Source organism: Photorhabdus asymbiotica (assembly GCF_003634575.1).
Taxonomy (GTDB): domain Bacteria; phylum Pseudomonadota; class Gammaproteobacteria; order Enterobacterales; family Enterobacteriaceae; genus Photorhabdus; species Photorhabdus asymbiotica.
Map to the genome: position 1 here is coordinate 273927 of NZ_RBLJ01000004.1, position 14906 is coordinate 288832.

Consider the following 14906-nt stretch of genomic DNA (forward strand, 5'->3'; position numbering starts at 1 on the left):
TGTTTTATACCCTTCATCTTTCAAGTTGCTGCTTTCACTCACCCCGGCCACAGAGTTATCTATGCTCCCTGATACCAAATTCCAGTAAAAAAGCCTGCATTTGGTTGGTCGTTTTAACCTTATCTTTGGCCCGTGACTCCCTGACCCGATGTAATACACGCATAGCCTGCTGAGTTTCCGTTCTGAGTCGGACAAAACGCATGGAAGGACGTGAGGCCGCTTCGCAGATGGTTTCCGCATCAATAAAATCATTTTTATTACTTTTAACAAAAGGCCGGACAAACTGCGGTGAAATTAATTTAGCTTCATGGCCTAAATCATTTATTCGTCTTGCCATAAAATGCGCGCCGGCACAAGCCTCCATCACCACGGTTGCAGAAGGGCATCCGGCTAAAAACGCCATTAACTTGGTTCGGGTAAATTTTTTACGGAGAAGGGCGTTACCTGATTTATCCTGGCAGTGGATATGAAAGGTATGTTTGCCGAGATCGATACCGATAAGTGTCATGTTATTCATGGCGATGGCCTCATGTAAAAGAAATCACCTTGTCAAAATACGCCTACAGGGTGAGGGGGACCATCCCATTAATCTTGGGGCACCCCGTTCATCTGGTGGCATAAGGGGTTTGCGCCCAATTCAGCGAAAAGTTCCATGATGTTAAAATTATCTAACTATTTCAGTCAGTGACTGATCCATTTCCCAACCCTCTTCAAATGGTGACAGGTTAACAAAATTGTCCCCAATGATTTATGCTCTTGCATTGATTCAGATATTGATGCAATATTGCATCAATATCTGAATCAATGAGGTAATCAAATGCGAACTACTGTCACGATTGATGATGTGCTGTATGCACAGGCGCTGGAAATGGCCGATCCTAGCATGGACAAAGCTGATATTTTCCGGGAAGCAGTGAAAACGTTTGTTCAGGTGCAGGCTGCAAAGCGGCTCGCTTCGCTCGGCGGTACATCGCCTGAAATGCAGACGATTCCCCGCCGCCGCGAGGAGCCATCCGCATAATGACTATTTTGGTTGATACATCCGTCTGGGTTGACCATTTCAAAAACCGGAATGACGGGTTGATTCAGTTGCTGAGCCGGAATCTGGTTCTGATTCATCCAATGGTATTGGCAGAGATAGCATGTGGTACCCCTCCGGCTCCAAGGCGGCGAACACTTGGTGATCTAGGTCTCTTACCACCGAGCCATCAGGCCAGTATTGCCGAAGTGATGGCGTTTATTGAAAACGAAAAACTGTACGGGCTTGGATGTGGTTTTATTGATATTACGTTGCTGGCATCAACCTTAATAACTCCAGGAGCAAGACTTTGGACATTGGATAAGCGACTTGAGAGATTGGCTAAACGTCTTAATGTAAGTTATCAGCCGATTCATTGACCGGGAACATTATACCGTCACGCTCTGCCAGCATTAGCGCCTCATTCAGCCAGTTAACTGGTGTCTGCCGAGAACGATATCCCACACCGGAAGTTTTGATCCCAGGTCCCAGGAGCCAAACTTCTTGGAGTCTGAGGCACAGGATGTTGTGCCTTCGCCCCATATCGAGGGATTGCGGGCAGTAAAAATCGCGTTGGTAACCTGGCCAATGGCGTTGCGCAGTGCGGCTTTGTGAATAAAGCGGCGACGCACATTAAGCAGTTCTTTGTAGCTGATCCCATAACGGCGGCCACTGACCCATTTTAATCCGGTGTTGGTGCCCATACCATAGAGGCAGAGCAATATCCGCTGCTGTAAACTTTGACGGTCGAGGTTTTCCCTGTCGGCCACGGTCTTGAAATGGTCGCTGAACCCGATCCGCAAATCGGCTTCCTTCAGGACATCGAGCAGGCTGGTCATGGGCCATCGACCGGTAATCTCGCGTTTCAGGTAGGCCAGATTCATGGGCTCCTGTTGCAGGGTGAGCGGCGTAATGGAATTAGCATTATTACTAATAGAAAAAGCTTTAAAATAATTTTTTTGACTCATATATCCTCCTAGAATTAAAAAATGTCATTTCATAATAAACATATTAAATTATCGTGAAAATTTCTCCACACAATTTATTATTTTAATTAGAGTTTATCTCTAAAAGACAATAATAAAACTTTCTTATAGACTAGGTAGCTAACTATTTTTGGCCCGTGACTCCTTGACCCGATGTAATACACGCATAGCCTGCTGAGTTTCCGTTCTGGGTCGGACAAAACGCATGGAAGGACGTGAGGCCGCTTCGCAGATGGCTTCCGCATCAATAAAATCATTTTTATTACTTTTAACAAAAGGCCGGACAAACTGGGGTGAAATTAATTTAGCTTCATGGCCTAAATCATTTATTCGTCTTGCTATAAAATGCGCGCCGGCACAAGCCTCCATCACCACGGTTGCAGACCGATAAGTGTCATCTTATTCATGGCGATGGCCTCATGTAAAAGAAATCACCTTGTCAAAATACGCCTACAGTGTGAGGGGGACCATCCCATTATCTATGGGGTATGCACAATTATGAGAGAATAAAACCAAAATTAAATGGCCTAAGTCCGGCGTAATACCGAACTTAGGTCACGTTAACCACTGGGTAAACTGCTCAATAATTGGCATTCACTTTAATTTGGCAGTTTTTAATTTCCTAATTATATCCTCCTTTATGTTTTATTAAGTTGAAAATTAAAGATTCTCTTAGATATTAAGTCTCCTAAATAATGTTATTTTTTACCTGGATAATATATATATTCAAGTCCCGTAAATATGGCAAGAATTTACGAATAATCCAGGCGTGGATTATTTATTATTATTTTTTTAAAAAGAGGATCTCACTTATTTACCCAAAATAGATTCTATTCTTGATCTGAAACAATATTGTGGTAAACCTGCTGCTAATTGTTCATTTCAAGTTATTTAAGGTAAAGTGAAAGTCTCTTTATTGCGTACTACTAAAGAAATTGGTAGTACCTAATTTTATTTTTCCCTGGTGTTGGACATATTTTGCTGACGGGAATAGCCGTCGCTTCACTGGTGGTAAAGTTTGGGCAACCCGAAGTGCAGTTCGAAACAGTATTCGTTTGATTGTCGAGCTATTCGTTGTATTTAGGGTGGTACGTAACGAAATTTCAACAGCTTCATTAGCATATAAGCGCATCTGTTGTTCATAATCTGAGATTCCCTTAATTAGGTCTTCATGCCCGGATGCGACGCGAGTTAGGACTTGCGTGAGTAAAAGTGCGTCTCGCAGCGCTGTGTTTGCCCCCATTCCCATCACTGGCGGCATGTTATGAATGGCATCTCCAAGTAGCGTAACAGAGCTGGATCGCCAGGGTAAGAGATAGGCCATACTGCGCATAGGCAGCATAGATATGTTTTCCATATCACTCTGTTTAATCAGGGTATACAGGGTTTGATCCCATGAAGTAATACGAGACCGGATCAGCGCACACAGAGATTCAGCAGAAAAATCAGCAATCGTATTTGGGTAGCTGTTCGTTGCCGCTGCGTAGGCCCATACCACAGAATGATCATTTTCTGTCGTAGTGGTCTTTGCTCGGGAATTGACTGGAGCACACCATTGAGAGATAAACAATCCATCGGAGCTTTTAGGCACGATATTGTTGGGCGATCCATCTTGCATATGTGAGGGTAACAAGGCTGCAAGGGTTGGGGTAAGGCGCGAACGGCCAATAGTGAGAGTGGCACCAATATCAAACCTTTCTATTGCGGGCAGGTACTGCCTGCGTACTTTTGAATTGCTACCATCTGCACCGATAAGAACATCAACATCTTCGTGACTTCCATCTGCAAAAAAAAGTCTGATGCCACTGTTTTTAATATGCTCATAACGCTCGAACGTTTTGTTCCATTGAATTGTATCTGAGAGTCCCTCGTGTAGTGCTTCTATCAGATCAGATCTGTTGATTAGCATTCGATTTTCGAAAGTGAGCTGTCCGTCCTCCTGACGAATGTCACTTTGCGTCGCAAGAAGAAGATGCAGATGTTCATCATAGAATCTTATCTGTCCACCAACAGATTTTGACATTTTTGTAAACGCCCGCCAGTTGGCTTCCGGGAGGCATTCTTGCATTGCTTGTTGGCCGAATGTATTGACATAAATTCCATAACCGGGGGGCATGGATAATGTGGAAGCGCTACGTTCATAGACTTTCACCTTTATTCCGTTTTTGCGCAGACCATGAGCCAGGCATGCGCCACCAATTCCTGAACCAATTATTCCAACCTTCATTTCTTTTTTCCCCGTAAGTAGTACGATGTGATTCTGAAAGAATCATGGTGACTGTAGCTGTCTGGGACCATCTGCTCTCAGGCATCAGTCGTGTTGCTGTTATAGTTTATGCTATAGTTTTAATAATAGTATACCGTACCGTTCGGTACCAATAAAATTTTAGGTTTTTACATGACAAATACGTCTAAAGCCCAAACAGATCACAAAAGGACCCGTTCGTACTCTAGAATTTCAGGAGAACGAGTTAACGAGCTGTTGAAAGTCGCTGCTCAAGTATTTGCAGAACGGGGTTTTGATGGTGCCAGTGTCAATGAGATGGCAAAACGTGCTAACGCTTCGAAGGGGACTTATTATAGTCGATTCCCTTCTAAAGAAGAGCTGTTAGTGGCCGTTATTAGTCAGAGAATACAAGAAGTTGAAGTCGGTCTGGATAAGGCCATGAATTCCGAACCGGATATTAGGAAAGCGTTAACGATTTTTGCCGAGGAAATGTGCACGGTAATCCTTTCTGAAACGATGATCGAAAACTACCGGGTGGTCACTTTGGAGTCTCAACGTTTTCCACAATTGGGTAAGATCTATTATGAAAAAGGGGTGAAAAAAATCGTAGATTTTTTAGTTGCATATCTGGTGCGAAAGATACAGGAGGGAAAATTGAACATAGTAAACCCGGAAATCTCCGCAGAGGTGTTTATCGATAGCATCATTGGCACGCCAAGGCTCAAGGCTACTTTAGGCATTGGTTTACCTACTCCAGAGGAAAAATCTCAGCGAATTGCTGTCGCTGTTCAGTCATTTCTTGCTGCATATAGTAGTACCGCCTCATGATAGTTATACCCGTCATCTTTCAAGTTGCCTCTTTGTTGGCTGCACTCACTCACCCCGGTCACATAGTTATCTATGCTCCCGGGGATTCGTTCCCTTGTCGTCGCGCTGCAACTCGAAATCTATTGGGTATATATTGTCGTAACCTGAAAGTTATTGTGAGAATTGAGTTAAGTAATGGCCTGCCTGTTATCAGGCAGGTCTCTTTGCGAGAATATACCCGTAACGCGATTTGAATGTCTTGAAATAGGTGCTTCTGCATCTCTTTTGCTCTTTTGCTCTTTTGCTCTTTTGTGTTTGGGTTACTTGCGATTGTTTATTGTATTTCCTTTGTAGGTAAATAGTTTACAATGTAATTAACTTATTGTTTTTCTTTAATTAGAGTCCGAATTTGTCATAATTAAAATTAATTTGTGAAGATGTTCCGAATATGAGTATGTTGATATGGTAAAAAGAGTAATAAAGCCACTGCGCATTTCGGTTATTTGCAGTACATTGGTGGTAGCTGGATATGCTTTAGCTAATGATCAGAGTAGCTCGATTGAAGGTGATATTCAAAATCTGTCAAAAATACAGTCTGAAAAGATATCTGAGACGATAATACCTGAACAAGTGCATATTCAAACTGCTGCGATTTCAGAAACAGAAAGTCGTGAAATGCTTCGAAGCTGGTTACCAGTACAAGTTAAGCCTGTTTTCTTTGACCGATTGGTTAGTCTGTACTCCGCTAACCAGATGCAACCTTTATGGCAGAATAAAGACGCCGTTCAACGTTTTGAACAACAACTTTCAGAACTTGCATTGGCGGGCTTTCAACCGCAATTTGGTCAATGGCTGACTGAACTCAATAATTCTCAATTAAGTCATATGGGACGCGATATCATCTTATCGGATGCTATGCTGGGTTATTTACAGTTTGTCTCAGATGTCGGCCAGCAGGGCCAAAACTGGCTTTATCGTACTACGCCATACAAAATTGTTTTACCTTCTCCAGTCGTTATAGACCAGTGGCAACAAGCTATTGCAGGTAGCAATATAGTTGCTTATGTCACCGCATTGGCACCACAACATCCTCAATATGAAAATATGCGTAAGGAGATGATGAAGCAACTGGCTGATAGTAAACCCTGGCCACAACTTTCTGACAAAGGAGTATTAAGGCCGGGGCAGAGTAGCTCTGATGTTACGGCGTTACGAGAAGTACTTATCCGTATCGGTATGTTGGATGAACTGACAACCAAATCAGATAATACCTACAGCCCTGAATTGGTCGCGACGGTGAGAAATTTTCAGCAATGGCAAGGGTTGGCACCAGATGGTGTGATTGGCAAACGCACAAGAGATTGGCTGAATACTTCACCTCAAGATAGAGCTGGATTGATGGCACTTAATATCCAGCGCCTGCGGATAATCCCTGGTCATGTATCCACAGGGATTATGGTCAATATTCCTGATTATTCATTACAGTATTATCTTAATGAGCAGGAGGTGCTGAACTCGAAAGTTATTGTTGGTCGCCCAAGCCGTAAAACACCCATTATGAATAATGTGTTGAATAACGTGGTGATTAATCCTCCCTGGAGTGTACCAACCAGTCTGGCAAGAAAAGATATTGCACCACGAGGAGTTAATGATCCCGGATATTTCCAGCGCCGTGGGTATGTTATCTTTTCAAGCTGGCGTGCTGATGCCAGTGTGATCGACCCTTATACAATTGATTGGAATGTGGTTACACCCGCTAATTTTCCTTATCGGATATGGCAAGCGCCGGGGCCGACTAATTCATTAGGTCGCTATAAATTCAATATGCCAAATTCTGATGCTATCTATTTGCATGATACGCCAAACCATGGTCTATTTGACAAAGATATTAGAGCAATTAGTTCCGGTTGTGTCCGGGTTAACAAAGCTTCGGAATTGGCAAGCATGTTATTGGGAGATGCCGGTTGGAACCAGAATAGAGTGAGTAATACTCTGAAGCAGGGTAATACAGCTTATGTTAATATCCCGCAGCGTATTCCTGTTTATTTGTATTATTTGACCGCCTGGGTAGATGAGCTTGGAGTCGCACAGTACCGCACCGATATTTATGATTACGATAACAGTGTGAGACAAGGTTCCCAGTTTTTGTCAAAGTTATTACCTTTATAAAACTAAATGCAACTAATTTTCACTATCACCGGTCATAGTAACCGGTTATTTGGCTGCTAGTTGGCTTATTTTTTCCATAATCTGGGTAGATGTTTCTTCATGGATATAATCGATCATAACCGCCGCAAGTGGCTGAGTATGGGAATGGCTGCTTTAGGCTTGAGTGTGTTGCCGGGGCAGGTTTTGGCTACTTTGACTACTCCCCTCCCGCGAATTTTACATTTTGACAACTTACATACGGGCGAAACGATCAAGGCTGAATTTTTCGATGGTCATCGTTATAACAAAGAAGAATTGGCTCGTCTGAATCATCTGTTTCGTGATTATCGCCAAAATAGAGTTAAGACTATCGATCCTAAATTATTTGACCAAATTTATTTACTGCAAATGATGCTGGGTGTTAATAAACCTGTACAACTTATTTCTGGTTATCGCTCACTGATGACCAACAATCAGTTGCGCAAACAAAGTAAAGGTGTTGCTAAACAGAGTTACCATACCCTTGGGAGGGCGATGGATTTCCATATTGAGGGTATTGAGCTTAGTCGAATCCGCAAAGCTGCTTTGAAAATGAAAGCGGGTGGTGTGGGATACTATCCAAATAGTAATTTTATTCATATTGATACAGGTCCCGTCAGGACATGGTAATCTGGTGAGTAACTATTTTGTTTTGACTATGGAGTAAATGAAATAATGAAATACCAAATTATTCCTGTTACTGCTTTTATGCAAAATTGTACCCTTATTTGGAATGAAGAGACTAATGAAGCGGCAATTGTTGATCCGGGCGGTGAAGCAGCAAAGCTGATTGCTGAGATAGAGAATCGCGGTTTGAAATTGACCCAGATTTTACTGACTCATGGTCACTTTGATCATGTTGGTGCAACAGCAGAAGTCGCTAAGCATTTTAATGTTCCAGTTTACGGGCCACAGCAGGAAGATGCTTTCTGGATAGAAGGATTACAGGCTCAAAGCCGGATGTTTGGCATTGAAGAATGTCCATCATTTGAGCCTGATCGCTGGTTGAATGAAGGTGATGAATTACGTGTTGGTGGGATCGATTTATCCGTATTGCACTGTCCGGGGCATACACCAGGGCATGTTGTATTTGTGAATCATGCCGATAAACTGATTTATATGGGAGATGTACTGTTCAAAGGCGGGATTGGGCGTAGCGATTTTCCACGTGGTAATCACCAGCAGTTAATTAACTCAATTAAAGATAAACTTCTGCCACTTGGTGATGATTATGAATTTATTCCCGGTCATGGGCCAATGTCTACATTAGGTTATGAGCGGCAGACTAATCCGTTTTTACAAGATGAAGTACCAAGTTGGTAATAGAATATTTATACCCGTCATCTTTCAAGTTGCCCTTTGTTGGCTGCACTCACTCACCCCGGTCACATAGTTAGCTATGCTCCCGGGGATTCGCTCCCTGGCCGTCGCGATGCATCTTGAAATCCATTGGGTATATATTAAATAAAGCATTGGTTTAGATGTCTGTCTGATGGTGGTGTTGCAGCTTCTGAATGATAAAAACCGCTAAATTTTCAGCGGTTTTTCATAGCGAGGCAAATATTGACTCAGAGGACTGCAATAATGGCTTCACATAGTGGAGCCATATTCTCTAGTGTCAGGCCAGCGACGTTAATACGACCGGAACTGACCGCATATATACCAAATTCCTCACGCAGACGTTCTACTTGTTCTTTTGTCAAACCACTGAATGAGAACATACCATTTTGGTTGATAATGAAGCTGAAATCTTGGTTTGCCCCTTTTTCTTGTAAGGTGTTCACGAACAGTTGACGCATACGCTGGATACGTTCGCGCATGGTAGTCAGCTCTTGTTCCCAGACAGCTTTCAACTCTTCATTTGATAAAATAGTGGCGACAACGGACGCACCATGAGCGGGGGGGTTGGAATAGTTAGAACGGATAATCGCTTTAGCTTGGCTGAAAGCTTTTTCTGCCGTATCGCTGTCTTTGGCGACAATAGTACAAGCGCCAACACGCTCATTGTACAGGCCAAAGTTTTTGGAGTAGGAACTGGCAACAATCAGTTCATCGTGATTTTTTGTAAAAGTGCGTAAGCCTTCGGCATCTTCATTTAGACCTTTGGCAAATCCCTGATAAGCGAAATCAAAAATAGGCAACCAACCTTTTTCCGCAGATATTTCTGCCAGTTGAGCCCATTGTGCTGGGGTTGGATCAATACCTGTCGGGTTGTGACAGCAGCCGTGGAACAAAACGATATCACCTGCCTGAACTTCAGACAGGCTTTCCAGCATGCCTTCGAAATTCAGCGCGTGTTTTTCAGCGTCATAATATTTATATTCGCAAACTTCCAGGCCAGCGGCAGAAAAAACATTTTTATGGTTTGGCCAGGTTGGGTTGCTAATCCAGACTCGTTTAGCATTAGTCTGTTTGGCAACAAAATCTGCGGCAACACGTAAAGCACCTGTACCACCTGGGCTTTGTGCTGTACGGGCGCGTTTATCTGTTACGACGGGGTTATCTTTCCCAAACAGCAACTCCTGAGTGACATGACCAAATTCGGCTAAACCGCTAATTGGCAGGTAATTCTTGGTCGTTTCGTTTTCCAGCAGGTATTGCTCTGCTTTTTTGACACTGGTCAGAACGGGGGTTTTTCCTGTTTCATCTTTATAGACACCAATACCAAGGTTGATTTTATTTGTACGAGGATCAGAACGAAAACTATCGGCTAAGCCAAGAATAGGATCGGCAGGCGCTGCGGTGATTTTCTCAAACATATTTGTGATTCCAAAGCTCAGAGTTAAGCCTAAAAGGGTAGTCAGGTTAACGCTGCTGAAACAGTTTGCCAACTATTTGTAGCAAAAAGAATATAATCTTGTGAAGCAGTTTGCGGAGTGAAAAAAAGTTTAAATAGCAGTAACAAAAGATAGGTACAAAAAAAGCAGCACTTGAAGCGCTGCTTTATTTCAATTATGCCTAACTTGTTCAGTTAAACATATTCATCAGTGGTAATTAGAACTGGTAGACCATACCTACACCAACAACGTTGTCAGTGCTGATACCATATGATCTGGTGAAGTCATTGTCATCCAGCAGGTTGATTTTGTAATCAACATAGGTAGTCATGTTTTTGTTCAGGTTGTAGAAAGTGCCGACGGAGATATATTTAACGAGATCGTGATTGCCGGATTCTTTCTCATAACCACGAACGTCGCCGAACAGGTTCTTACCTTTAGACTGGACGTACGCCAGAGATGGGCGCAGGCCAAAATCGAACTGATACTGAGCAGTCAATTCGATGTTCTGGGTTTTGTTGGCGATATTTTCCTTGTTTATATCATCAACTTTTCCGCCGAAGCGAGTCATGTTACGGGTTTCACCGTACATGGCAGCCAGATAGATGTTGTTAGCGTCGTATTTGGCACCAATGTTCCATGCTTCAGCGCGATCACCTAAGGCAGTAGATCCATAAGGTTTATTACTACTATCAATACCAAAAGTAGCTTTTTGTGCGGTAGTACGGGCAGAGTTAGAGTATGCACCGCCTACGCTGATACCGTAACCTGCATCATAAATTGCCGCGAAACCGTAGCCATCACCGTTGTCTTTGCGGTTAGCACGACTATTAGCGGTGTTTTCACTGTTCTCACCCTGATATTGCAGAGCGAAGTTCAGGCCATCAACCAGGCCGAAGAAATCAGTATTACGGTAAGTTAACAGGCCAGTAGAACGGCCGGTCATGAAGTTGTCAGTCTGAGCCATGGAGTCACCACCAAATACTGGCAACACGTCGGTCCAGGAGTTGACATCATACACAACACCGTAGTTACGGCCATAGTTCAGTGAACCGTAGTCAGAAAGTTTCAGGCCAGCGAAAGCCAGACGAGTTTTAGTTTCTTCGTCAGTAGCTTCTGCACGGTTACCTTTAATGTTGTATTCCCAACGACCAAAGCCGGTCAGTTGGTCATTAACTTGAGTTTCGCCTTTGAAACCCAGACGAGCGAAGGAGTTATCGCCGTCTTCACCGCTATTATTGTTAGCGAATTGGTGACGTACCTCAACTTTACCGTACAGGTCCAGTTTATTGCCGTCTTTGTTATAAACTTCAGCTGCATTTGCTGCGCCAGCAGCCAACAAAGCTGGGATTACCACTGCAAGAACATTGCGTTTCATCATTATTATTACCCTCATTGGTGTTATATTCGGACACCTGCCACTGCCAGAAATAATTCTTTAAAAATCTATGGAACTATTTGTGAGAGTTTAGTGTCGTCTTTTTCGCTGTCAAGTGTTTCATTGGTTGTGATTTTTATCCACTCACAAAGTGCTATAAAAAAAAGAATTTAGTAATAATGTGAAACAAAGTGTTTCAAAATGTAAATGGCGGGTTGTTTTTTAAACTGTGGTCGGTCCAGTTGTTCAAAAGAGCGGAAAATGAATAGGAGTCAGTGAAGGGAAAAAGTATCTGTTGATCTTAGTAAAAAAAGTAAAATAAAGTGTTAATTTGTCATCAAGTTTTTTATAAGTAATTTACTGATGTTTTTGTCTGCATATTACCTCAGTTGCTGTGCTATTTTTAATCAATAGTGTGATGGTTACTATTCTTTGAAAAAAAGAATGGCGCTCACTTCAAATGAACGCCATGACGTATTAATTGGGTTTTCCGTAGGTTTGTTTGATTTTATTTCGGATAATTAGAACTGATATACCAAGCCTACACCAACCGCGTTTTGGGTATTAACTTCGAAATAGTTGGTATCTTTGTTGTCTTTTACTAAGTTGATTTTGTAATCAATGTAGGCAGACATATTTTTGTTAAAGTGGTAATAAGAACCAATAGAAATGTATTTTACCCAGTCCTGATTGGTGATAAAAGTTGTTCCCTTGGATTGAACGTATGCCAGAGATGGACGCAGACCTGAATCAAACTGATATTGAGCAGTTAATTCAATGTTACGGGTTTTTGCAGAGACGAAGTCTTGGTAGCCGAAAGACGTCATATTGTGGGTTTCACCATACATAGCCGCCAGGTAGACGTTGTTGGCATCATATTTAGCACCAATGTTCCATGCTTCGGCTCTTTCACCGCGAGCGATAGAGGTCACTAATCTTTCATGTATGATAGGCCGGTCTGCGTTGGAATAGGCACCACCTACGCTGATTCCATATCCCATATCATAAGTCACAGATAAGCCAAAACCGTCACCGTTACTACCACCATTGGGTTTGATGACATCGCCTCGCTTACGAAGTGAATTACGACCATTTTTGCTGTCTTCATCATTCTTACCTTGATATTGTAGGGCGAAGTTCAGTCCATCAACTAAGCCGAAGAAATCAGTATTGCGGTAAGTCAGAACACCAGTAGCACGATTAGTCATGTAGGTGTCAGCCTGAGACATGGAATCACCACCGAATACTGGCAATACGTCGGTCCAGGCGTTGACGTCATAGAGAACACCGTAGTTGCGACCATAGTCCAAAGAACCGTATTCAGCAAATTTCAAACCAGCGAAGCCCAGACGGGTTTTGTTACCTTTAGCACCGTCTGCTTCTGAGTTGTTGGCTTGAATTTCGTATTCCCAGCGACCAAAACCCGTCAACTGGTGATTTATTTGGGTTTCACCTCTGAAACCCAGACGAACATAGCTTGCATCACCATCTTCACTCCGGATAGGAGAACTATCTGATTTTTGGATGGCTTTAGAGAATTGATGACGTGCATCAGCTTTACCATACAAATCCAGTTTGTTACCGTCTTTATTATAAATTTCAGTGGCATTTGTTGCCCCAACAGTTAACAGAGCTGGGATTACCACTGCAAGAATACTACCCTTCATTAATTGCTACCTTCTATTAGTTACCATCATTGGCGTTATTCGGACATTTGTTACTGACAGAAATAATTCCTTTAAGAAAATCTTTGAAACTATTTATGAGAGTGTAGTGCCGTCCGTGCGGGGCTCAGTGTTCCATCGGTAATGGGCTTTATCCACCAATAAAGTGATACAAAGTGAAGGTTTTTGTAATAAAGTGAAAATAATATATGATAAAATGTAAATAAGGAGAGATTTATGATATGTTTTTGGATTAAAAAAATAAAAAAGCCAGCTTTTGCTGGCTTTTATACATAAAAATTTTTAATGTTACATTGGCAAGTTTATCAGAAGTTGGCACTTCTCGGCGTGCGTGGGAATGGGATGACATCACGCACATTTGGGACACCGGTCACATAAGAGACCAGACGTTCAAAGCCAAGACCGAACCCGGAGTGAGGTACAGTGCCATAGCGACGTAGATCGCGGTACCACCAGTAATCTTCTTTATTAAGGCCCATTTCTTCCATGCGCTTATCCAGCATATCCAGACGCTCTTCACGCTGTGAGCCGCCGATAATTTCGCCGATGCCCGGTGCAAGTACATCCATTGCAGCGACAGTTTTGCCATCATCGTTCATGCGCATATAGAAGGCTTTAATATCTTTTGGATAGTTTTTCACGACAACTGGAGCCTGGAAGTGTTTTTCTGCCAGATAACGTTCATGTTCTGAAGAAAGGTCAACTCCCCAGAATACTGGGTTCTCAAATTTCTGGCCGCAGTTTTGCAGAATTTCAATCGCATCAGTGTAATCAATCTGAGCAAAGTCAGAATTGATGAATTTTTCCAGACGAGTGATGACGTCTTTATCTACACGTTCAGCAAAGAATTGCAGATCATCGGCGCGTTCTTCTAGTGCGGCTTTGAAAACATATTTCAGCATATTTTCAGCTAGCGATGCAGCATCGTCGAGATCAGCAAAAGCAACTTCTGGTTCAAGCATCCAGAATTCTGCCAGATGGCGGCTGGTGTTAGAGTTTTCCGCACGGAAAGTTGGACCGAATGTGTAGACTTTACTTAATGCACAAGCATATGCTTCACCGTTCAATTGGCCTGATACGGTCAAAAAAGCTTCCCGTCCGAAGAAATCTTCATTGAAATCCACTTCACCTTTATCAGTCAAAGGTAAATTTTGCAGATCCAGTGTGGAGACTCGGAACATCTCACCGGCACCTTCTGTATCAGCAGCGGTGATCAATGGAGTAGAAACCCAGAAATAACCGTTCTCATGAAAGAAACGGTGTAGTGCTTGTGCAAGGGTATGACGCATACGGGCAACGGCACCAATCAGGTTGGTACGTGGGCGCAGGTGAGCCACTTCTCGCAGATACTCAATGCTATGGCGTTTAGCTGCCATCGGATAAGTGTCAGGATCTTCAACTTTGCCAATGACCACGACTTTCGTCGCTTGTAGTTCAAAATTCTGCCCTTGACCAAGGGAAGCAACGACTGTCCCTGTCACTTCTACAGAACAGCCGGTAGTTAAATACAGAACTTCATCCTGATAATTGGGTAAATTATTATTAACGACGGCCTGTAATGGATTAAAGCAGGAACCGTCATAGACGGCGAGGAAAGAGATACCAGCTTTAGAATCTCTCCTTGTACGTATCCAGCCGCGAACGGTGACTTCACTATCAACCGCAACCCGGCCTTGCAGTACGTCGACTACAGGCGCTACGCTCATAAATTTCTCTCTTCTGTATATTATCAATTCAGGTTTGTGAAAATGTATATACCCATAGGGGGCAACTTGTTCTATGTTACTTGCCATATTTCAGGAAACAAGAGGAAATCACTAATTTAGCGGGTGAAATAGAGG

At 42.8% G+C, this 14906-nt stretch carries 11 protein-coding genes and 3 pseudogenes; 6 read left to right on the forward strand and 8 right to left on the reverse strand.

The annotated features are described in order from the left end of the window. Positions 1-70: 70 nt before the first annotated feature. Positions 71-517: pseudogene (locus BDD30_RS17075) on the reverse strand (IS110 family RNA-guided transposase); the annotation flags it as partial. A gap of 300 nt (positions 518-817) precedes the next feature. Here BDD30_RS17075 and BDD30_RS17080 point away from each other — a divergent pair. Together BDD30_RS17080 and BDD30_RS17085 are read left to right on the forward strand one after the other, a co-directional pair. Continuing rightward, positions 818-1021 carry a type II toxin-antitoxin system VapB family antitoxin gene (locus BDD30_RS17080; protein WP_015834907.1) on the forward strand — a complete coding sequence of 68 codons (204 nt, stop codon included), beginning with the start codon at positions 818-820 and terminating at the stop codon, positions 1019-1021. Beyond that, positions 1021-1398: a type II toxin-antitoxin system VapC family toxin gene (locus tag BDD30_RS17085; protein WP_041382062.1), complete on the forward strand. Its 378-nt coding sequence runs from the start codon at positions 1021-1023 to the stop codon at positions 1396-1398. The genes BDD30_RS17080 and BDD30_RS17085 overlap by 1 nt, the downstream gene beginning before the upstream one ends. A gap of 105 nt (positions 1399-1503) precedes the next feature. On the opposite strand, the pseudogene BDD30_RS17090 reads toward BDD30_RS17085, so the two are convergent. From BDD30_RS17090 to BDD30_RS17100, 3 genes and pseudogenes are all read right to left on the reverse strand, one after another. After that, a pseudogene (locus BDD30_RS17090) lies at positions 1504-1932 on the reverse strand (Tn3 family transposase); the annotation flags it as partial. 210 nt (positions 1933-2142) lie between these two features. Then, positions 2143-2385, reverse strand: a pseudogene (locus tag BDD30_RS17095) (IS110 family transposase); the annotation flags it as partial. 532 nt (positions 2386-2917) lie between these two features. Then, positions 2918-4231, reverse strand: a complete 1314-nt coding sequence (locus tag BDD30_RS17100; RefSeq protein ID WP_015834904.1) for an FAD-dependent oxidoreductase — start codon at positions 4229-4231, stop codon at positions 2918-2920. A gap of 171 nt (positions 4232-4402) precedes the next feature. Here BDD30_RS17100 and BDD30_RS17105 point away from each other — a divergent pair, with 171 nt between their 5' ends. The 4 genes from BDD30_RS17105 (at position 4403) to BDD30_RS17125 (ending at position 8548) form a co-directional block, all read left to right on the forward strand. Next, positions 4403-5059, forward strand: coding sequence for a TetR/AcrR family transcriptional regulator (locus BDD30_RS17105; protein WP_015834903.1), 657 nt, complete (start codon positions 4403-4405; stop codon positions 5057-5059). 441 nt (positions 5060-5500) lie between these two features. Continuing rightward, positions 5501-7207: a L,D-transpeptidase gene (gene ldtD / locus BDD30_RS17115; RefSeq protein WP_015834902.1), complete on the forward strand. Its 1707-nt coding sequence runs from the start codon at positions 5501-5503 to the stop codon at positions 7205-7207. Positions 7208-7306: 99 nt separating this feature from the next. Next, positions 7307-7855 (forward strand): peptidoglycan L,D-endopeptidase MepK, encoded by a 549-nt coding sequence (mepK, locus tag BDD30_RS17120; RefSeq protein ID WP_041382058.1) that lies wholly within the window; start codon positions 7307-7309, stop codon positions 7853-7855. A 45-nt stretch (positions 7856-7900) separates the two neighbouring features. Beyond that, complete coding sequence (locus BDD30_RS17125; protein ID WP_015834900.1) at positions 7901-8548, forward strand: MBL fold metallo-hydrolase; 648 nt, start codon at positions 7901-7903, stop codon at positions 8546-8548. A 245-nt stretch (positions 8549-8793) separates the two neighbouring features. Here BDD30_RS17125 and BDD30_RS17130 read toward each other — a convergent pair whose 3' ends face one another. From BDD30_RS17130 to asnS, 4 genes are all read right to left on the reverse strand, one after another. After that, the gene (locus BDD30_RS17130; protein ID WP_041382056.1) at positions 8794-9984 is read right to left on the reverse strand and encodes an amino acid aminotransferase; all 1191 of its coding nucleotides are present in this window, start codon (positions 9982-9984) and stop codon (positions 8794-8796) included. A 235-nt stretch (positions 9985-10219) separates the two neighbouring features. After that, on the reverse strand, positions 10220-11383 hold the full coding sequence (ompC, locus tag BDD30_RS17135) for a porin OmpC (RefSeq protein WP_041382054.1): 1164 nt from the start codon (positions 11381-11383) through the stop codon (positions 10220-10222). Between the two features lie 518 nt (positions 11384-11901). Then, positions 11902-13047 (reverse strand): porin, encoded by a 1146-nt coding sequence (locus tag BDD30_RS17140; protein WP_015834897.1) that lies wholly within the window; start codon positions 13045-13047, stop codon positions 11902-11904. A 323-nt stretch (positions 13048-13370) separates the two neighbouring features. Further along, a complete protein-coding gene (asnS, locus tag BDD30_RS17145) occupies positions 13371-14771 on the reverse strand; it encodes an asparagine--tRNA ligase (RefSeq protein ID WP_041382052.1) in 1401 nt (466 codons plus the stop codon). Positions 14772-14906 lie beyond the last annotated feature (135 nt).